A 19,496-nucleotide genomic window follows, 5' to 3' on the forward strand; every position below is an offset into this window, starting at 1 on the left:
CCGATCTGCCGGCAGCGGGCCGGGGGCGCTCAGCGCCCGCGCAGGAACAGCTTGTCCAGCTCGGCCATGCTCAAGGCCGTCCAGGTCGGGCGGCCGTGGTTGCACTGGTCTGCGCGTTCGGTGGCTTCCATCTCGCGCAGCAGCGCGTTCATTTCCGGGATCGTCAGGCTGCGGTTGGCCCTCACGGCGCCGTGGCAGGCCATCGTCGCCAGTAGCTCGTTGCGGCGGGCGGTGACGACCTCGCTGGCCGGATAGTCGCGAAGCTCTGCCAGTAGCGCGCGGACCAACTCGCTGACCGGCGCCCGGGCGAGTAGCGCGGGTACGCTGCGCACGGCCAGTTCCTGCGGGCCGGCCGGGCCGATCTCGAAGCCCATGCGGGTCAGCAATTCGGCATGTTCCTCGGCACTCGCCATGTCCTTCGGGCCGACCCCGAACACCGCCGGGATCAGCAAACGCTGCACGCCGGGCGTGCCGTCGAGCAGGGTCTTCAGGCGTTCGTAGAGGATGCGCTCATGGGCGGCGTGCATGTCCACCAGGATCAGGCCGCTTTCGTTCTGGGCCAGGATGTACACTCCATGCAGTTGGGCCAGCGCGTAGCCGAGGGGCGGTGCAAGGTCGCCGGCCGGCAGCGGCGTACTGTCCCGTTCGATGGTCGCGCTTGGCTGGAAGGCGGCGGGCGACGGGCGGGATTCGTCCGGCCGGGGGCTCAGCGGGATGTCCGGGCGGGCCGAGGCGGCGAAATCATAATAAGCCCGTGACGCAGGCTCCATCGCCAGGCGGCTCTGGTAGGGCTGGGCCTGGATGCCGGGAGAGGGATAGCGGACGCCGCTCTGGACTGGCGAATCCGGCTGCTGGGGGGCGCCGTCCCCCGTGGCGGCCGCGCCGCCAGCGCCGGAGGCAGCCAAGGTCCGCGTCAGCGCGTGATAGACGAACTGGTGCACGGCCCGGGAGTCTCGGAAGCGCACCTCGATCTTGGCCGGGTGCACATTCACATCGACGCCGTAGGGGTCCAGTTCCAGGAACAGCACGTAGGCCGGATGGCGGCTGCCGTGGAGGATGTCGGCGTAGGCTTCGCGGATCGCGTGGGTGACCAGCTTGTCGCGTACGAAACGGCCATTCACGTAGAAGAACTGGGCGTCCCGGTTGCTGCGCGAATAGGCCGGCAGCGAGGCGTAGCCGCTGAGGCGCAGCAGGCCCGATTCGGCTTCGACGAGGCGTGCGGCGGCGAGAAAGTCGTCACCGAGCAGGGACCGTACGCGGGCCTCCTTGGTGCCGGACGGCAGCCGGTGGCTGACGCGGCCGTTGTGGGACAGCTGGAGCGCCACGTCCGGGCGGGCCAGCGCGACGCGCCGGAAGACGTCGTCGCAATGGGCGAACTCGGTGCCTTCGCTCTTCAGGAACTTGCGGCGCGCGGGGGTATTGAAATACAGGTCGGCCACGTCCACCACGCTGCCGTGGTTGAGGGCGGCGGGGGCCAGCTCACGGGGATCGGCGTCGATGCGCCAGGCGTGGGGGGCTCCGTCGGCGCGGCTGGTGATGCTCATCCGCGACACCGCGGCGATGGCCGCCAGCGCCTCACCGCGGAAGCCCATCGTGCCCACGTGTTCCAGGTCGTCGAGGCTACCGATCTTGCTGGTGGCGTGACGTTCGAGGGCCAGCGGCAGCTCGTCCTTGGGAATGCCGCAGCCGTCGTCGGCCACGCGGATGCGCCGCACGCCACCTTGTTCCAACTGCACCTCGACCACTGTGGAGCCCGCGTCCATGGCGTTTTCCAGTACCTCCTTGAGCACAGAGGCCGGCCGTTCGACGACTTCGCCGGCGGCGATCTGATTGATGAGATGGTCGGGGAGAAGCTGGATGGCCATGCTGCGGGTCGTGCTGCGACAAGAGGGGATGCATTGTAATGCGCGGCATTGACGACCACGAGGGGATCGATCGCCGTGAAAGCGAAGACACCCGCTGCCGGCGACACCGCCATCGTGCGCGGTGTGGCGGATGGGGGCTGTAACGAAGGTGAGCGGCGGCAGGCTGAAGAGCAGGCGGGGACGCATCGAGGGTTTCTCCTGTTTGCGTGTCGCTCTGTGAGTCGGGTGGCGGTGCAGTTTGCGACGGGAAAAGGCGCTCTATCTAATTGCTGAACTTGCACCCTGGTGGCGAGGGGGGGATGGCTTTGCGATTTGTCAACAAAGTGCGATAAATCAATGTGTAAATAGAAAAATGCTATTCATGCTTATGTCAGATGGTCGTAATTAAGGAGTACATATAAGAGACTGGTGAAATTCGATATCAGAACAAGAAAACATGGGAGAAAAAAATGAGCATTGCGAGCTCCTTGCGCGTCTCGACGCGTATCCAGGCCCTGGTCGGTCTGGCCTTGATCGGTCTGCTGGTGCTGTGTGCAACCGCTCTTTATGAACTCAAGTCGAGCATGCTTGAGGAGCGGCAGGACAAGCTGAAGAGCCAGGTCGACAGTGCATTGAGCGTGGTCAAGTATTTCCACGCCCAGGCACGAGACGGGAAAATATCCGACGAGCAGGCCCGCCAGAGTGCGAAGGAAGTGTTGCGTGGTGTCCGTTACAGCGGCAATGAATATATCTTCGTATACCAGAACGATGGCCTGACTTTCCTTCACCCGATAAAACCGGAGTTCGAAGGACAGAGCAAATGGGACATGCAGGATAGCCACGGCAAGTTTCTGATCCGGGAATTGATCGGAGCCGCAGGACACGGTGGTGATTTCGTCGAATACACATGGGAACGGGTCAAGGGGCAATCGCCCGAGCCACGACTGGCGTATGCCGCGGCGTTCGAGCCGTGGAAGCTGACGGTCGGGACGGGCGTGTACATCGACGATCTGGACAAGTCGTATGCAGCGGTCGCTCGCGTCTTCGGGGGTATCGCGGTCGTGCTGCTGTTGATCTTGAGCGCCCTTGGCTGGCAATTGGGGGCGAGCATCCTGCGTCAACTCGGTGGTGAGCCCGCCGAGGTCGCTGCCGTTATGCAGCGGGTGGCGTCGGGGGACCTCAGCGCCGAAGTACGAACCGCGCCAGCGGGCAGCCTGCTGCATGCGACAGGGACGATGGTCGCGGCCTTGCGAAGTCTGGTTGCGGAGATCAACCGGGAGGCCGATAGTCTGGTCGATAACGCCGGCCGTATTGCCATGGCGTCGGACCAGATTGCCGGCGCCGCCGACCAGCAATCCGATGCCACGTCGGCAATGGCGGCCGCCATCGAGGAGCTGACCGTCAGCTCCAGTCATATTTCAGACAGTGCTACCGATAGCTCGCGTTACTCGACGGAGGCTGTCGAACTGGCCGGGGAGGGTTCGACGCGGGTCGGTCTGGCAGCATCGGCGATCCGCAAGATTTCGGATACCGTCACCGATGCTTCGGGCCGCATCCGGGCTCTTGAAGAACGGGCACGCCAAGTGTCGTCGATCGCAAATGTGATCAAGGATATCGCCGGCCAGACCAACCTCCTGGCGCTCAATGCGGCCATCGAGGCGGCACGGGCCGGCGAGCAGGGGCGCGGTTTTGCGGTGGTGGCAGACGAAGTGCGCAAGCTCGCCGAGCGGACCTCCGCCGCGACGACCGAGATCGAGCAGATGATCGTCGGTATTCAGGGCGATACAGGTGGGGCCGTCGATGCGATGAATGCGGCGTTGCCGGAAGTGCAGGAAGGTGTTGAACTGGCTTCGTCTGCTGCCGAGTTGTTGAAGTCCATCGAGGCGGGGGCCCGGGCCACGCTGCAGCGGGTCGGTGACGTGGCGGATGCGACCCGCGAACAGAGCGCGGCGAGCACGGCCATCGCCCAGCGGGTCGAGCAGATCGCCGGCATGGTGGAGGACACCACCGGCACCATCCGCGACACCACGGCTATCGCCCACCAGCTGGAGGGGATCGCCACCAACCTGAAGCAGCAGATCGGCCGTTTCCGCGTCTCCTGACACGGGGATGGCGAGTGCGGACTGACCGCCGCACGGCGGGCAGTCCGTATAATCGCGGCCTCTCAATCGACGCGGAGCCCGCCATGCACCTTGGAACCCCCCTTTCTCCCTCCGCCCTGCGCGTGATGCTGCTGGGCTCCGGCGAACTCGGTAAGGAGGTGCTGATCGCCCTGCAGCGCCTTGGAGTGGAGACGATCGCAGTTGACCGTTATCCGAATGCGCCGGGTCATCAGGTGGCGCACCGTGCCCATGTGATTCCGATGACCGATGGCGCCGCGCTGCGCGCACTGGTCGAAAAGGAGAAGCCGCACCTGATTGTGCCGGAGATCGAGGCGATCGCCACCGACACGCTCGTCGAGATCGAAGCCGAAGGGCTGGCCGAGGTGATTCCCACCGCTCGTGCCGCGCGCCTGACGATGAACCGCGAAGGCATCCGTCGCCTGGCCGCCGAGGAACTGGGGCTGGCCACGTCACCCTATCGCTTCGCCGACTCCCTGGCCGAGCTGCAGGCCGCCATCGACGGCACCGGCGGCCAGCCGGCAATCGGCTATCCGTGCATCGTCAAGCCGGTGATGTCGTCCTCCGGCAAGGGCCAATCGCTGCTGAAGGGGCCGGACGACGTGCAGAAGGCCTGGGACTACGCTGCTGCCGGCGGGCGGGTGAATCAGGGGCGGGTCATCGTCGAGGGTTTTATCGATTTCGATTACGAGATCACTCAGCTCACCGTGCGCGCCTGTGATGCCAGCGGCACCGTGCAGACCTATTTCTGCGATCCCATCGGCCATGTGCAGGTCTCCGGTGACTACGTCGAATCCTGGCAGCCCCAGGCGATGAGCCCGGTGGCTCTCGAGCGCTCGCGGGAGATCGCCGGCGCGGTTACCGCCAACCTGGGCGGGCGTGGCCTGTTCGGTGTCGAACTGTTCGTGAAGGGCGACATGGTGTGGTTCTCGGAAGTGAGCCCGCGCCCCCATGACACCGGTCTGGTCACTTTGTGTTCCCAGCGCTTCTCCGAGTTCGAACTGCATGCGCGGGCGATTCTCGGGCTACCGGTGGACGTGAGCCTGCGCGAGCCGGGGGCGTCCGCGGTGATCTATGGTGGGATAGAGGCCGACGGCATCGTCTTCGAAGGCGTGGCCGATGCGCTGGCCGTGCCGCGCGCCGACCTGCGCCTGTTCGGCAAGCCGGAGGCCTTTGCGCGGCGCCGCATGGGCGTCGCGGTGGCCAATGGTGCCGATGTGGAAGAGGCGCGGGCGCGGGCGGGGCTTGCCGCCAGCAAGGTCAGGCCGGTGCGAAGCGCAGGCTGATCAGCCGTCCGGGCGCGGTGCGGCCGGACGGCGTGTCGTGACTGCCCGCCTCATCCACGTCCTTGACCAGGGTTTCGATCTGGCCGATCGCGATGCCGTGTTCGGCAAAGAAGACCTGCAGGGCTCGCAGGCGCTGGCCGAAGAGGACGGGGTTGTACTGGGTGGCCGGGCTGTTGCCGAAGCCGGTCATGATCAGGCGGATCTCCGGCCGGGCCTGCACCAGCAGCGCGATCTCGCCGAGCAGCGAGGTGTAGGCGGGGCTCAGCTGTGCCTGGCGGTTCTCGAAGGCCTGGGTCGTGTCGACGGTCAGGTTGATTGACCGTACGTCGTCCTGCCAGGCGGCCTTTAGGCCGACGGCGCGGGCCAGGCGGGCGATTTCTCCGGCCAGACTGCGCCAGCCGGTGGGCTGTACGGTGAGGGTGCTCGATGCGATGGCGCTGCCCGGATCCGGGGCGCCGGCCAGACCGTTGTTTGTCAGCAGAAGTCCGCCCGTGGCCAGCAGGCCGCAGGCAAAGGGGAAGAGAGCGTCGCGAAGGCGGCGCAGCGAGCCGGCGGCGCGGTCGGGCAGGCCGGGGGCGATTGCAGGCATGGGTGCTTCCTGAGAGTTCTGGATGGGTGTGACAGCCTCCGGGATCTGGCGATGGCGGCCGGGAACGTGGAACTGTCTTGAGTAAACTGAATTTGTATAAATATAATTTCCGTAAATGAATTTAGCAAACTCCAACTCCAAGGCGCTCGCCACCAACTCCGCAGAGGAATCGTTGGCCTTTGCGGTCCTCAAACAGTTCCGTCTCATCTATGGTTCAGTGAAGCAGCATTTCCGCGAGGTCGAGCAGACCTGCGGCGTATCGGGCTCCCAGCTGTGGCTGCTGCATGAGATCGCCCGTGCGCCGGGTATTGGCGTATCGGAACTGGCGGGCCGTTTGTCGATCCATCAGTCCACATGTAGTCAGTTGGTGGACAAGCTGGAGACCCGCGGCTTGGTGACGAAGCGCCGCAAGCCGGAAGACCAGCGTCGGGTTGGCCTGCAGGTCAGCGACAGTGCGGCGGACGTGCTGCAGACGGCACCCGGCCCGGCCGAGGGCGTCTTGCCGGAGGCCCTGCAAGGCTTGTCCGAGGAAGAATTGTTGCGGCTCCAGGCCGGGCTGGCCAGCGTCATCGGCCAGTTGAAGACGCGTGACGAGCGGAGCGTCGACAAGCCGCTGGCCGATCTGTAGACGTTGCGGGGCGCCGGCCCCGGAAGGAGAGCGAGCGTGGCAAGGAACAAGACGATCCGCATCGGGCTGTCGGCCCGCCTGTTCCATCCGAAGGCCGGCGCGACAGGGCTCGAGTCGAAGACCCTGCAGGTGCTCGAACAGTCGATCGCCCAGTGGCTCATGTCGCGGGACGTGCTGGTGCTGATGGTGCCGTCCATCCTGAAGGACGGGCCGATCCACCGCAGCAGCATCCGCCTGCGCGATTACGCCGAATATCTCGACGGCCTGGTGCTGCAGGGGGGCGCGGACGTGAGTCCGGAAGCTTACGGCGAGCAGCCGCTGAAGGAGGAATGGACCGGCGACCGGGTTCGCGATGCTTACGAGATGGAACTGCTGCACGAGTTCGTCGAGCTCGGCAAGCCGGTGCTCGGCATCTGCCGCGGCATGCAGCTGATCAACGTGGCCTTCGGCGGTTCGCTCTACCAGGACATTCCGACCCAGTTCGGCGGTTCGGCGATGCATCAGGCCGAGGCCTACGATCTGCACCACCATTCGGTGCGCTTCGAGGAGAAGGGTCAGTTCGAGCGCTGGTTCGGAAGCGCCGAGGGCGGCCGCGTGGTGTCCATCCACCATCAGGGCGTGAAGACGGTGGGCCGTGATCTGGTCGTCGAGGCAGTGTCGTCCGAGGATGGTATGGTGGAGGCGATCCGCCACTCCGGCCGCAGTTTCCTGGTCGGCGTGCAGTGGCATCCCGAATTCCACACGCCGGGAAGGTCCGATCTGCTCGACTGCCTGCCGCTGCTCGATGCCTTCTCCGCGGCGGCACGGGGGCGCTGAGCCGTTCGTCGTCCGTTCCGGAACCAATTCTGAGTGAGAAGGCTCCACCCGATATCCAATCATGAGACGGCCAGCCGGTTCGCCTCCAATACAGGAACCATTCAATGGCCGGTTTTGAGAACTATCTTCAGGACACTCAGGACATCGAGCGCGAGATCGAGCGCCGAGGGGTGGCCCTCGGTATCGACTGGAGCAATGCGGAGCAGGTGCGGGCGCTGGCGCGGGAGGCGATCGAACACGTGTCGTCGGACGTCCAGCGGGCGATGGCGACGCCCATCGACTACCAGCTGCTCGCCAAGGTCGAGCTGTTCGGCCTGGCGGCGTTAATGCTCCGCACGATGCAGGAGAGCGCCAGCGTTGGCTTCGAGAGCCACGGTGGGGTGATTTGGAAAACCTTCGCGCGAGCCCTGTGGGCCGAGGCTCAAGCCCACGGCACACTGGCCAGTGGAAGGTTGCACAGTGGCGCGTGATATCGCTTGCTAAGGCGTTGGTGGCCGCTGCTGTTGCACGGGGCCATGCAGCGGGCTGGGCAGGAAACCGAGCGCCAGTTGCTGATAGAGTTCAGGGCTGATGCGTGAAGCAATCGCCTTTGCGATCAGCGTGACAGCCATCAGGCTGATGACCATTCCATGTCCGTCGATCATCTCCATGACGATGATCGCGGAGGTGATTGGTGCCTGGGTTACGGCTGCAAGGAAACCCGCCATGCACAGTGCGATGAAGGCCGGGATGCCTTCGCCGATACCAAGCAGGGACGTCAGGGGAGACCCGATGGCCGCCCCGATTGCCAGCGAGGGGGCGAAGATGCCTCCGGGAATCCCCGAATAGTAGCTGGCCAGTGTGGCTAGGAAGCGGGAAGGCGCCGCATACCAGGGGAGTTCCATTTGGCCGGCGACGACATGGGCGGTAATCGTATAGCCGCTGCCGTAGGACACCCCGCCGCTGATGAAACCGGCGAGTGCCACGAAAACGCTGCAACCGCCTGCAAACAGGATCGGATGCGTCTCGCGCCATCGCCACAGCACGTGTTCCCGAAAGCTCATCGGCAACAGCATCAGCCGGCTGAACAGGCCGCCGGACACGCCGCAGGCTACGCCAGCGGTTACGACGGGAAGCAGCAAGGACTGATCGATCCGACCATCCTTCACATGTCCGAAGTAGTTGTAGTTGCCAAGCAAGGCAATGGCGACCAGTCCCGACAGGATGATGGTGCTGACCAACACGCCGCTGGTCCGGGTTTCCAGGCGCCGTCCGAGCTCTTCTACGGCGAAGACGATGCCCGCGAGTGGGGTGTTGAAGGCCGCGGCGACGCCTGCCGCTCCGCCAGCCAGGATGAGATCCGAAGCACGTAAGGCACGGGTATTGGGAAGCAGCTTGTGCGCAGCGTGGAGGATTGAGGCGGCCACCTGGACCGAAGGGCCTTCACGACCGGAGGAAAAGCCGCCGATCAGAGCGAACGCGCCCAGGCTCACTTTGCCGAACGCGATGCGCAGCGAGACCAGTTGCCGGACTGCCTTTCCCTGTGCGGCCAGGCGCGTTGCCGCTATTACCTGAGGGATGCCGCTGCCCTGGGCTCCGGGGAAGTAGCGCCGGGTGAGCCAGACAGTGCTCATGCCGATCAATGGGGTCAGCAGAAAGGGGAGCCAGGGCCTGCCTGAAGAAAGCCCGCCGAAGAGGGTGAGCGCCAGTTCCGCCAGCTTGGCGAATCCCGCCACGATCACCCCGGCCGCCAGCGCGGCCAGCCAGAGGGTGATGCGGGTCCGCCAGCGGAGCGTGCTGAGCAGGCCGCTGCGTCGAGGGTTGATCTTCGTACGCTTCACGACCTGTTTCCCCACGGGAGCCGACGAACGGCTTACTTGTCCTTGTGCTGGAAGTCCACGCGGCGGTTCTCGGCCCAGCAGCGTTCCTCGGCACAGCTTGCGCGCGGCTTTTCGGAGCCGAAGCTCACCGCTTCGATACGGCCATCGGGCACGCCCTGCAGCACCAGCGCCTTGCGCACGGACTCGGCGCGCTTCTGGCCGAGGGCCAGGTTGTATTCGCGGCTGCCGCGTTCGTCGGCGTTGCCTTCCACGGTGACGGCGTCCTTGGCATGGCCGTTCAGGAAGTCGGCCTGCTGCTTCACCACGTCACGGTACTTGGTCTCGACGGCGAACTTGTCGAAGGCGAAATAGACGCTCTTCTTGGCCAGTTCTTCACGCTGGGCCTTCAGCTTCTGGGCTTCCAGTTCGGCGGCAGACATGCCGGGGGCTGCGACCGGTGCCGGTGCGGCCTGGGCGGCGGAAACCGGTTGCTCGGTCGAGGCGGTGGGCTTTTGCGCGGTGGTCGAGCAGGCGGCCAGCACGAGGCTGCAGGCAAGGGTGGACAACAAGGACTTGTTCACGGAGTAACTCCAGGAGTGGTGGGAGGGAAACGGTCGAGATGATGTCCTGACGTGGCCTTCGCGTCTGCGGGGCAGGCTGGCCGTCCGGGCAGGCGCAAGGGCCTGGTCGGTGGGGAGGCGATCGGGGGCGGTCGGTGCTTCGTGGATGCGGGCGCATCCGTCACAACAGGGAGCCGGCGAAGGGCACACGGAAGTCAGTTCTGAGCTTACAGCTATCGATTGACATCAATTGTATTTGTGTAAATGTTTTTGTGAAAGGGTGGCATTGGGCTTTCAGGTGGGCCGGATTCATGCCCGATCCCAGGTGAAAGCGATGGGCGTCGCGCACCGACTGGGTTCGCCAGATCGGAATGGTGCACTGCAATAGTGCGTGCTTGACTCATTCCGAGCCTGAAAACGGGCTGATTTCCGATGGCATGAAACTCGCTAATAGAAAATTGACCATATGGTCAGGTTTTCAGGAGCGAAGCATGGCGTCCCATATCGTTCTGACTTCCCATCCCCGTGCCAGCCGTGGGCGGTCGGTATCCACCATCCGCTGGGGCGCCGCCACCGCCGCCGAGCGGGGGCCGTTGGTGGCGGGCCTGGCTGAGCCAGCGCTGCGTAACGTGATCGGCACCCACTCCGGTTCCTATTCGGTGTATCGGGCGCTGGCGGTGGCGGCCGGCAACCTGCAGGCCAACCACCGGCCGGACCTCACCAACACCGTGCCGGCCACCGGCATCGGACCCCATCCCCAGTGGGCCGACGCGGGGCGCATAGTGTCCCTCGACCCATGGGGGCACCGGGTGGCCCAGGAGTTCGCCGCCGAGATCGCAGCGGGCATGGACATCCGCCCGACCATTGCGGTGACTACCGCCCACATCAACATGCCGGAGCTCCGCGATGCCATCGAGGCCGGCCGCCTGGTGCCGGACGGCGACATCCTCGAAGCCAACGGCGATGTGCGCGTGACCAAAGCCGCCATCGACCCGGTGTGGTACCTGCCCGGCGTGGCAGAGCGCTTCGGCATCACCGAGAGCGCGCTGCGACGGGCGCTGTTCGAGCAGACCGGCGGGATGTTCCCGGAGCTCGTCACGCGGCCCGACCTGAAGGTCTTCCTGCCGCCGATCGGCGGCATGACGCTCTATTTCTTCGGTGACGTGAGCCTGCTCGGCCGTCCGGAAACGCAGGTCGCCTGTCGCGTTCACGACGAATGCAACGGCTCCGACGTGTTCGGATCGGACATCTGCACCTGCCGGCCTTATCTCGCTCACGGCATCGAGGTATGCGTGGAGATGGCCCAGCGGGGTGGTGTCGGCCTGGTGGTGTACAACCGCAAGGAGGGGCGGGCACTGGGCGAGGTGACCAAGTTCCTGGTCTATAACGCCCGCAAGCGCCAGTTCGGCGGCGACCGCGCCGAAACCTACTTCGAGCGCACCGAATGTGTCGCCGGCGTGCAGGACATGCGTTTCCAGGAGCTGATGCCGGACGTCTTCCACTGGCTCGGCATCACACGCATCGACCGCTGGGCGTCGATGAGCAACATGAAGCACGGCGCGCTGACCGCCGCCGGCATCCAGGTCGTCGAACAGGTGGCGATTCCCGACGCGCTGATTCCCGCCGATGCGCGGGTGGAGATGGACGCCAAGACGGCGGCCGGCTATTTCACGCCGGTGGCGCCGCCGAGCGCGGCCGAACTGGCGGTCGCCAAAGGCAGGGGGCTGCACGCATGAATCATGGATCGGGATGGCACACGCCGGTCTCCGCCGGTCATCCGGCGGCGGCCCTGCTGAGCTCGGCGGCGGTGCGCGAGCGTTGCCGCGTGGTGACGGCGCGGGTGGAGGCTGGCCTGTCGCCGTTCTTCACCTGGGACCCGGAGCAACTGTCCGCGTGCGCGGACTACGTCGCGCAGACCATCCGCCTCAACTACCCGGATCTCGACGTGCCCTACCACAGCCGCTGGCGCCACTTCGAGGCGGGCGGCAGGAATCGCTGGGGCGCACTGGTCGGCACCCATGGCCTCGACGGGGACCGGCTGGAGCAGGCTCGCGTGGCGGTCGATCTGGTCATCCCCAGCGTGCTGCTGGATGCCGGCGCGGGCGCTGAGTGGCGTTACCGGGACGTGGCCGGCGTCATGGAACTGGGCCGCTCCGAAGGGCTTGGCGTGGCCAGTCTGGCCTTGTTCGCCAGTGGCGCGCTGTCTGCCGAACCGGCCAGCCCGCTGCGCTGCGATGCGGCGGCGCTGCAGCGCCTGACACCGGAAGTGCTGGCCGAAGCCTTCCAGGTCGGGCCGGCCAATCCGCTGGTCGGGCTGGACGGGCGAAGCGCGCTACTGCAACGCCTGGGTGCGGTGATGGAAGCAACGCCGGCGGTGTTCGGCACGCCGGCCCGCGCCGGCACTCTGGTGGATTACCTGCTGGCCCACGCCATCGACGGCAAGCTCGCCGCGTCCTTCGTGCTCGGCACGCTGCTGCGCGCCCTCGGGCCGGTGTGGCCGGGCCGCGTGGTGCTGCAGGGCGTCCCGCTCGGCGACTGCTGGGCCCATCCGGCGCTGGAGGATGGCCTGCTGCCTTTCCACAAGCTGACCCAGTGGCTCACCTATTCCCTGCTCGAACCGCTGGAAACAGCGGGGCTGACGATCACCGGGCTGGACGAACTGACCGGCCTGCCGGAGTATCGCAACGGTGGCTTATTGCTCGACTTCGGGTTGATCCGTCCGCGGGAGGAGCGCTTCTGGCGCCATGCCTGGACGGTGGATGCGCCGCCCATCGTCGAATGGCGGGCGCTGACCGTCATCGGCCTCGACCGGCTCGCGCTCGCCGTCCGCGAACTGCTTGGGCTGACGCCGGAGGCTTTTCCGCTGGCCCGCGTGCTGGAAGGCGGCACCTGGTCGGCCGGCCGCCGCATTGCCGCCCAACGCCGCACCGGTGGCGCGCCGCCGGTGAAACTGATCAGCGACGGTACTGTATTCTGAAACCACTGCAAGCACTGGAGGACTGTATGAGCGCACCCGTTACCGTCATCGACCACCCCCTGCTTCAGCACAAGCTGTCCATGGCGCGCAGCGCCGAGACCACCACCGACAACTTCCGCCGCCTGGTGCGGGAGATCGCCTCCATGCTGGCCTATGAGGTGACCCGCGACCTGCCCACCGAGCTGATCGACGTGACCACGCCGGTGGCGGCCTGCAAGGTGCCGGTGATCAGCGGCAAGAAGCTGTGCCTGGTGTCCATCCTGCGGGCCGGCAACGGCATGCTCGACGGCATGATCGACCTGCTGCCCGGCGCGCGGGTCGGGCACATCGGCCTGTACCGGGATCCGGAAACGCTGGAGGCCATCGAGTACTACTTCAAGCTGCCGGATGATGTGGAAGACCGCCTGGTGATCGTCGTCGACCCGATGCTGGCCACCGGCAATTCGGCCAGTGCGGCCCTGTCGCGCCTGAAGGAGGCCGGCGTGACCAGTCTCAAGTTCGTGTGCCTGCTGGCTGCGCCGGAAGGCCTGGCCGCGCTGCGGGAGGCCCACCCGGACGTGCCGGTGACGACCGCAGCGGTGGACAGCCACCTCAACGAGCACGGCTATATCGTGCCCGGCCTGGGCGACGCCGGCGACCGCATCTTCGGTACCAAATGACGGTAGCGCCGCCGCTCGGGGACGTGGAAACGCCCGCGCGCGGCGGGCGCATCCGGCGCCAGCACGAGGCCGCCATCCTTGCGGCCGCCGAGCAAGTCTTCGCGCGGGCCGGCTTCCAGGGCGCCACGATGGCGGAGATAGCCGTCGTGGCCGGCCTGCCCAAGTCCAATCTGCATTACTACTTCGGCACCAAGGCCGAGGTTTACCGGGCCGTGCTGGCGCACATCCTGCGCCTTTGGCTGGCGGAGACCGACCGCATCAATGCCGACGCCGACCCGCGCGAGGCGCTGGCCCACTACATCGAAGCCAAGATGCGTCTCACCGCCGAGCACCCGGACGCGTCGCGGGTCTTCGCCAACGAGTTGCTGCATGGTGCGCCGGAGATCGGCGACTATCTGCGTAATGAATTGCGCCTGCTGGTGGCCGACAAGGCGGCGGTGATCGAGGGCTGGATTGCCGCCGGCAAGTTGGCGCCGGTGGATCCGGTACATCTGTTCATCAGCCTGTGGGCACTGACCCAGACCTACGCCGACTTCGAAACCCAGGTCTGCGCAGTGCTTAACCGCCGCAGCCTGGGGCCGGCCGATTACCGGCGGGCCACGGCCCATGTGCTGAACCTGGTGTTGCGCGGCTGCGGTCTCGCGCCCCCTATTTTGGAAGGAAGTTTCCCGTGTTCGACCTGATCCTGCGCAACTGCAACCTGCCCGATGGGCGTCGTGGCATGGACATCGGCATCCGCGACGGGCGTATTTCCGCTGTTGAAACGGCGCTGGCCGGCGAAGCGGGAGAAGTCATCGACGCGGCCGGCCAACTCGTCACTCCGCCGTTCGTCGACGCCCACTTCCACATGGACGCGACCCTGTCCTACGGCCTGCCGCGGGTGAACCAGTCCGGAACGCTGCTGGAAGGCATCGCCCTGTGGGGGGAGTTGAAGCCGCTGCTGACCCAGGAGGCGCTGGTGGAGCGGGCGCTGGCCTATTGCGACTGGGCGGTGGCCAAGGGCCTGCTGGCGATCCGCTCCCACGTGGATGTGTGCGACCCGCGCCTGCTGGCGGTGGAAGCCCTGCTGCACGTGAAGGCAAAGGTGCGTCCTTATCTGGATCTGCAGCTGGTGGCCTTTCCGCAGGATGGCGTGTTGCGCAGCCCTGGTGCGCTGGACAATCTGAAGCGGGCACTGGACATGGGCGTCGACGTGGTCGGCGGCATTCCCCATTTCGAGCGCACGATGGCCGACGGCGCGGAGTCGGTGCGCATCCTGTGCGAACTGGCCGCCGAACGAGGCCTGCCGGTGGACATGCACTGCGACGAGTCCGACGACCCGCTGTCGCGCCACATCGAGACCCTGGCCTTTCACGCCCAGCGCCTGGGTTTGCAGGGGAGGGTTACCGGCTCCCACCTGACCTCCATGCATTCGATGGACAACTATTACGTGTCCAAGCTGTTGCCGCTGATGGCCGAGGCGGGTGTGGCAGCGGTCGCCAATCCGCTCATCAACATCACGCTGCAGGGGCGCCACGACACCTACCCTAAGCGCCGCGGCATGACCCGCGTGCCGGAACTGCTGGCGGCCGGCATTCCGGTCGCCTTCGGCCACGATTGCGTGATGGACCCGTGGTACAGCCTGGGCAGCGGCGACATGCTGGAGGTGGCTGCGATGGGCCTCCACGTCGCGCAGATGACCAGCCAGGACGGTATGCGCGCCTGCTTCGCGGCGGTGACGGCGACGCCGGCACGCATCCTCGGCTTGGACGGCTACGGCCTCGAACCGGGCTGCCGCGCCGATCTGGTGCTGCTGCAAGCTACCGATCCCATTGAGGCTCTGCGCCTGCGGGCGACGCGCCTGCTGGTTCTGCGTGGCGGGCGGATCGTCGCCCGTAGCCCGGCGGCGGTGGCCACGCTGGACCTGCTGGGACGGCCGTCCCGTGTGGATTTCTCTCCGCGGACCTGAGCTTTATCCCCGTCCGCCGTGGTCAACCCTGTGGGTAAGTTGTGAAACGCAGGCTTAGATTACTGATTGAGCAGCGCTTTTAGTGTTTGCCTCAATTTTGTGCAATGCACCTTTTGGGCTGGAAACGAGAGCCCTGTGGATTCTTGCTGAGACTGTGGGTTATCCCCGCTGGTCGTGGTCAACCCTGTGGATAAGGTGTGAGGGGTGTAAACAGATCATTGAAAATTAAGTGCTTTTTACTTCTGCCACAAAATTGGGCAGCTTTTTCAATGATTCGAAACGGGGTTTGCAAACCTTTTTCAGCGGCAGCTTGTTGTGGACATCCGGGTTCGCGAGCCTGTCGCAGGCTGTGTGTTATCCCCGTCCAGCGTGGTCAACCCTGTGGGTAAGTTGTGAAAGGTGGCTCTAGATGACTGATCTAGCAGCATTTTTATCGTTTGCTTCAATTTTGTGCAACGCACATGACGCGCGCCCCAGAATAGGGCTGTGGATTTGTGAGGATTTGCCCCATCTTTTCCCCACCACACGTGGTCAACCCTGTGGATAAGGTGTGGGAGGGGATAGCATGTCACTGTTTAGTCAGTATTTTTTAGCATTGCTGCAAAATTAGGCAAGGGCTGCTCAGGCTCCATGGTGGGCAAAATCCGTGAGATCGGGCCCTCCCAGCGCCTGTGGGCAAGATCGAATTTGCCTAGTGTGGTCAGTGGTCCGCCAATGTCGGATGCCGCGTAGCACATCAGGCTGAGGCTCGTGACCGTGCAGATGACGGCCTCTTCACTGCCGGCGGCAAGGCGCTCCAGCAGTGGGGCCGTCGGCCATTCCCCGCCGTAAAGGCCAACGGTGACGTGGGGTGTATATGGGCCGCCGGGTTCGGTCCGTGGACCGCACAGGGCGTAGCGCAACTGGCCGATACCGCCATCCACATCGCGTACGGGAAGGAAAGGCGCCGACGTGAAACTCGCCAGGCCGCCGATCTCTACCTGGAAAGGGCCACCAGCCAGCTGCCCGAGGGTGTCGAGTTGCCGCTCCAGTTCGGTCGGGCCGAAATCATCCGGATGCGTTGGCTGGAGGCTTGGAAAACCACACAGAGCCAGCGTGATGTGCGGCTGGCGGCGGTAGTCGTCGAGCAGCACGCCATTCAGGCGCTGGGCCGCGTCGTAAGACAGCTGCCGTACTGCCGGCAAGTCTACGTCGATGGCCCACAGGGCGTAGTGCGGGCGCCCGAGATGCCATTCGTGGAAATCCCGGCGTACGTTGCGCAGCGTCCGTCCGGCGGCGGCGAAGCTATCGCGGGCTAGATCGAAGACGCTGTCGGGAATGGCGAGGTAGAAAGCAGACTCGTCGCGGATCGGCATGGGGCGGGATTGGAAGTCGTCAGCGCGCCAGCATAACCGCTGGGGCGCCGACGATCATCCCGTCCCGCACGGTGACGGGATCCTTGATGACTGGACTGCCTATTTTGCAGGTGCCGTTGCTGGTGCGGTGGGCGTGCCGAAGCGCATGCAAGCGTTGCTGCGCGGCGCCGGCAGGGTGATGCCCTTGGCCTTGGCCCGCTCGGCCATCTGCGCATGGTGCTCCGCCATGTAAGTCTGGCATTCCTCGGCCGTCTTCAGCGAGCGCATCTTGTCCCGGTGGGCGCGGCGTTCTTCGGGCGTCATCAGGCCCATGCCCGGTGTGTTGCGGCGGTTCATGCGCCAGCCGCAGTTGGGGCCCATGTCCGCTTTCGCCGTCGCATCGGCCTTCATGCATGGCCGTTCGCCCTGCATCATGCCGGGGCCCATGCCTCCGCCCATTCCGCCTCCGCCCATTCCGCCGCCGCCCATTCCGCCGCCGCCCATTCCGCCGCCGCCCATGCCCGGGCCCGGCTGGGCCACCGCAACGCCGGCCATCAGCAGGCTCGCCATGCCGGCCAGGGCGCATTGTCTGAACATCTTCATCGTGATCTCCCATGCATGCGGGCCGTCATTCATCTCCGGGGCCGCCCGCCGGCCATTCGTCCGGGGCTGAAACCGTGTTACGCCATCAATATTAGGCGTTGCTGATCGATGGGCAAGGGCCGGACGGACATTTCCAGCCCAGGCTTGTCCCAGGTCAAGAACGCGGATGCGAGATGCGGCGGAGGCTGGCTCTTGCTGCGACATAGTGTCGCAACAGCCCGTTTCCTGGCCCGTATCAAGAAACTTCTCGGGACTGCCTTGTTACAGTCCGGGCCCAGTTCCCGACCGACGAGGCTTTCGATGATTTCCGCAAGACTGACCCCCATCGCCGTTGCCGTTTCCATGCTGGCGACGCTTCCGGCCCATGCGGCGGATACCGCCGACAGTGTGGCGCTGACCCTCGGCGAGGTGGTCGTCAGCGGCAGCGCCGACGGCCCGCTGCAGGCCCGGCGGGTGCTGAGCTCGGTGGACATCCTGCCGGAGGCGCGCATCGCCAATCAGGTGGTGGCCAACAACTGGCAGCTGTTCGGCCAGTTGCCCGGCGTGATGTTGACCCAGTTCGGCCAGGGCACCACGTCCGGCAAGTTCTCCATGCGCGGCTTTAACGGGGAAGGGGAGATCAACGCGGTCAAGCTGCTGATCGACGGCGTGCCGTCCAACAGCAACGACGGCAACATGCCCTACATCGACCTGGCGCCGCGGCTGGACATCGAATCCATCGAGGTGGTGCGCGGCACCAACGATCCGCGCTACGGCCTGCACAACATTGCCGGCAACGCCAACATCATCACCAAGAGCGGTGGCAACTACGTGCAGGGGCGGGCCACCCTCGGCAGCTTCCAGACCCGTGAGCTGCAGGCAGCGGCGGGCATCGAGCAGGGCGCGCTGGCGCAGAACTACGCGCTGGCGGTGAATTCTACCGACGGCTACCGGGCCCATTCCGGTGCCGAGAACGGCGCCTTCAGCGCCAAGTGGTTCATCACGCCGGAGGGCGGCGACAGCCGCTTCGGCCTGATCCTGCGCCATTCCACCGCCCGCGCCGACGAGGCGGGCTACCTGACCGACACCCAGCGCCGCGCCGATCCCGACCAGTCGCCGGCCCACAACGCGACCGACGCGGACCGTCGTCTGGCGACGCAGGTGGCGCTGCAGGCAGAAACCGCGCTGGGCAGTCAGCTGTTCTGGACCGGCCAGATTTACTTGAACAATCTGGACGATCGTCGCTTCGTGACCTTCTCGGCAAACGTCTCCCAGCAGGAGCGCGTCGTCGCGGAAACCCACAGCGGCGCATCCACGACGCTCACCTGGAGGGCCGGCAAGACCGTCCTCGGCGATCTGTCGGTGATGGGCGGCCTCGACGTGGAGCGCCAGGACAACCGCAGCACCCGCTACAACACCGTCAGCCAGGTGCGCCAGAGCCAGACCCGCGACCAGGCCTTCGAGTTCGACACCGCCGGCGCCTTCGTGCAGGCCGTGCTCAAGCCGCTGCCCGGCCTGAGTCTGACGCCGGCCTTCCGCGCCGACCGCGTGGACGGGACCTACACCAACCGCCTCAACGGCAAAACCTACGACGTCAACGACTATGGCACGATCAAGCAGCCGAAGATGAGTGCCGTGTATGCGCTGTCCGACGCGTACTCGGTGTACGGCAACTGGGGGCGCAGCTTCCAGGTCGGCGTTGGCACGGCTTCCTATAAGGTGAACCAGATGGCCGACCTCTCGCCGTCGATCAACGAAGGTTGGGAGGCCGGCGTCAAGTTCCGTCCGCTGGCCTGGCTGGAGGGCCGCCTGGCGGCCTGGCGCCAGACGGCGTCCAACGAGGCGCGGCGCAAGCTCAACGATCCGGCAAATGACGCCGAGAACATCGGCCAGACCCGCCGCCAGGGCGTGGACCTGCAGCTCAACGCGCAGCCCACGCGTCAGCTCGGCCTGTGGGTCGGCGCCGCGCTGCAGCGCTCGAAGATCCTGCAGGCCGATGTGGCGTCCGCCGGCACTGTCGGCAAGGAGATCGACCATGTGCCGCATCTGCTCTACAACCTCGGCGCCGATTACCAGGCCAGCGAGGCCTGGCGCCTGTCGGCATGGGTGAACGGGCAGAGCGGCTATTATCTGGAGCGGACCAACAGCACAGGCAAGTTCGGCGGCTATACGCTGGCCAACGTGGCGGCGGCCTATCGCCTGAGCCCAAGCATCAATCTCGAGGTGCAGGTGCGCAACCTGTTCGACCGTTACAGCGAGTACGTGTGGTGGGACGGCGCCCAGTCCCTGCACGCGCCGGGTGCGCCGCGCAGCGTGTACGGCAGCGTCGCGGTCAAGTTCTGATCTTCGCAAGC

General features: G+C 65.7%; 17 protein-coding genes. 11 read left to right on the forward strand and 6 right to left on the reverse strand.

Features of this window, described 5'->3' with window-relative positions:
* Positions 1–29 precede the first annotated feature (29 nt).
* Positions 30–1,865 carry a DNA mismatch repair endonuclease MutL gene (gene mutL, locus AC1PPK_RS11840; RefSeq protein ID WP_481118009.1) on the reverse strand — a complete coding sequence of 612 codons (1,836 nt, stop codon included), beginning with the start codon at positions 1,863–1,865 and terminating at the stop codon, positions 30–32.
* 449 nt (positions 1,866–2,314) lie between these two features.
* On the opposite strand from mutL, the gene AC1PPK_RS11845 reads away from it, so the two are divergent.
* Positions 2,315–3,946, forward strand: coding sequence for a methyl-accepting chemotaxis protein (locus tag AC1PPK_RS11845; RefSeq protein WP_481118010.1), 1,632 nt, complete (start codon positions 2,315–2,317; stop codon positions 3,944–3,946).
* An 83-nt stretch (positions 3,947–4,029) separates the two neighbouring features.
* The gene (gene purT / locus AC1PPK_RS11850; protein WP_481118011.1) at positions 4,030–5,250 is read left to right on the forward strand and encodes a formate-dependent phosphoribosylglycinamide formyltransferase; all 1,221 of its coding nucleotides are present in this window, start codon (positions 4,030–4,032) and stop codon (positions 5,248–5,250) included.
* Here the strand turns inward: purT and AC1PPK_RS11855 are convergent.
* Positions 5,225–5,839, reverse strand: a complete 615-nt coding sequence (locus AC1PPK_RS11855) for a hypothetical protein (RefSeq protein ID WP_481118012.1) — start codon at positions 5,837–5,839, stop codon at positions 5,225–5,227. The two genes, purT and AC1PPK_RS11855, sit on opposite strands and share 26 nt — an antisense overlap.
* Before the next feature lie 115 nt (positions 5,840–5,954).
* On the opposite strand from AC1PPK_RS11855, the gene AC1PPK_RS11860 reads away from it, so the two are divergent.
* The 3 genes from AC1PPK_RS11860 to AC1PPK_RS11870 all read left to right on the forward strand — a co-directional run bounded on the left by AC1PPK_RS11860 (position 5,955) and on the right by AC1PPK_RS11870 (position 7,753).
* Positions 5,955–6,467 (forward strand): MarR family winged helix-turn-helix transcriptional regulator, encoded by a 513-nt coding sequence (locus AC1PPK_RS11860; protein WP_481118013.1) that lies wholly within the window; start codon positions 5,955–5,957, stop codon positions 6,465–6,467.
* 36 nt (positions 6,468–6,503) lie between these two features.
* On the forward strand, positions 6,504–7,283 hold the full coding sequence (locus AC1PPK_RS11865; protein ID WP_481118014.1) for a gamma-glutamyl-gamma-aminobutyrate hydrolase family protein: 780 nt from the start codon (positions 6,504–6,506) through the stop codon (positions 7,281–7,283).
* A gap of 104 nt (positions 7,284–7,387) precedes the next feature.
* Positions 7,388–7,753 carry a hypothetical protein gene (locus AC1PPK_RS11870; protein WP_481118015.1) on the forward strand — a complete coding sequence of 122 codons (366 nt, stop codon included), beginning with the start codon at positions 7,388–7,390 and terminating at the stop codon, positions 7,751–7,753.
* A gap of 9 nt (positions 7,754–7,762) precedes the next feature.
* On the opposite strand, the gene AC1PPK_RS11875 is transcribed toward AC1PPK_RS11870, so the two are convergent.
* Positions 7,763–9,103 carry a chloride channel protein gene (locus AC1PPK_RS11875; protein ID WP_481118016.1) on the reverse strand — a complete coding sequence of 447 codons (1,341 nt, stop codon included), beginning with the start codon at positions 9,101–9,103 and terminating at the stop codon, positions 7,763–7,765.
* A gap of 32 nt (positions 9,104–9,135) precedes the next feature.
* Entirely contained in the window at positions 9,136–9,663 is a 528-nt protein-coding gene (gene pal, locus AC1PPK_RS11880) for a peptidoglycan-associated lipoprotein Pal (protein WP_481118017.1), read from the reverse strand.
* A 470-nt stretch (positions 9,664–10,133) separates the two neighbouring features.
* Here pal and AC1PPK_RS11885 point away from each other — a divergent pair, with 470 nt between their 5' ends.
* The 5 genes from AC1PPK_RS11885 to AC1PPK_RS11905 are packed head-to-tail and all read left to right on the forward strand — an operon-like array spanning position 10,134 to position 15,226.
* On the forward strand, positions 10,134–11,378 hold the full coding sequence (locus AC1PPK_RS11885; RefSeq protein WP_481118018.1) for a GTP cyclohydrolase II: 1,245 nt from the start codon (positions 10,134–10,136) through the stop codon (positions 11,376–11,378).
* Positions 11,375–12,619 (forward strand): URC4/urg3 family protein, encoded by a 1,245-nt coding sequence (locus AC1PPK_RS11890; protein ID WP_481118019.1) that lies wholly within the window; start codon positions 11,375–11,377, stop codon positions 12,617–12,619. The genes AC1PPK_RS11885 and AC1PPK_RS11890 overlap by 4 nt, the downstream gene beginning before the upstream one ends.
* 26 nt (positions 12,620–12,645) lie before the next feature.
* Positions 12,646–13,278: a uracil phosphoribosyltransferase gene (gene upp, locus AC1PPK_RS11895; RefSeq protein ID WP_481118020.1), complete on the forward strand. Its 633-nt coding sequence runs from the start codon at positions 12,646–12,648 to the stop codon at positions 13,276–13,278.
* Positions 13,275–13,961 (forward strand): TetR family transcriptional regulator C-terminal domain-containing protein, encoded by a 687-nt coding sequence (locus tag AC1PPK_RS11900; protein WP_481118021.1) that lies wholly within the window; start codon positions 13,275–13,277, stop codon positions 13,959–13,961. Before upp ends, AC1PPK_RS11900 begins: the two co-directional genes overlap by 4 nt.
* A complete protein-coding gene (locus AC1PPK_RS11905) occupies positions 13,949–15,226 on the forward strand; it encodes an amidohydrolase family protein (RefSeq protein WP_481118022.1) in 1,278 nt (425 codons plus the stop codon). The genes AC1PPK_RS11900 and AC1PPK_RS11905 overlap by 13 nt, the downstream gene beginning before the upstream one ends.
* A 575-nt stretch (positions 15,227–15,801) precedes the next feature.
* Here AC1PPK_RS11905 and AC1PPK_RS11910 read toward each other — a convergent pair.
* Together AC1PPK_RS11910 and AC1PPK_RS11915 are read right to left on the reverse strand one after the other, a co-directional pair.
* Complete coding sequence (locus tag AC1PPK_RS11910) at positions 15,802–16,581, reverse strand: 2'-5' RNA ligase family protein (RefSeq protein ID WP_481118023.1); 780 nt, start codon at positions 16,579–16,581, stop codon at positions 15,802–15,804.
* Between the two features lie 99 nt (positions 16,582–16,680).
* A complete protein-coding gene (locus AC1PPK_RS11915) occupies positions 16,681–17,163 on the reverse strand; it encodes a hypothetical protein (protein ID WP_481118024.1) in 483 nt (160 codons plus the stop codon).
* Between the two features lie 300 nt (positions 17,164–17,463).
* Between AC1PPK_RS11915 and AC1PPK_RS11920 the strand changes: the two genes are divergently transcribed.
* Positions 17,464–19,485, forward strand: coding sequence for a TonB-dependent receptor (locus tag AC1PPK_RS11920; RefSeq protein WP_481118025.1), 2,022 nt, complete (start codon positions 17,464–17,466; stop codon positions 19,483–19,485).
* Positions 19,486–19,496 lie beyond the last annotated feature (11 nt).

Source organism: Zoogloea sp. JDB1 (assembly GCF_056724025.1).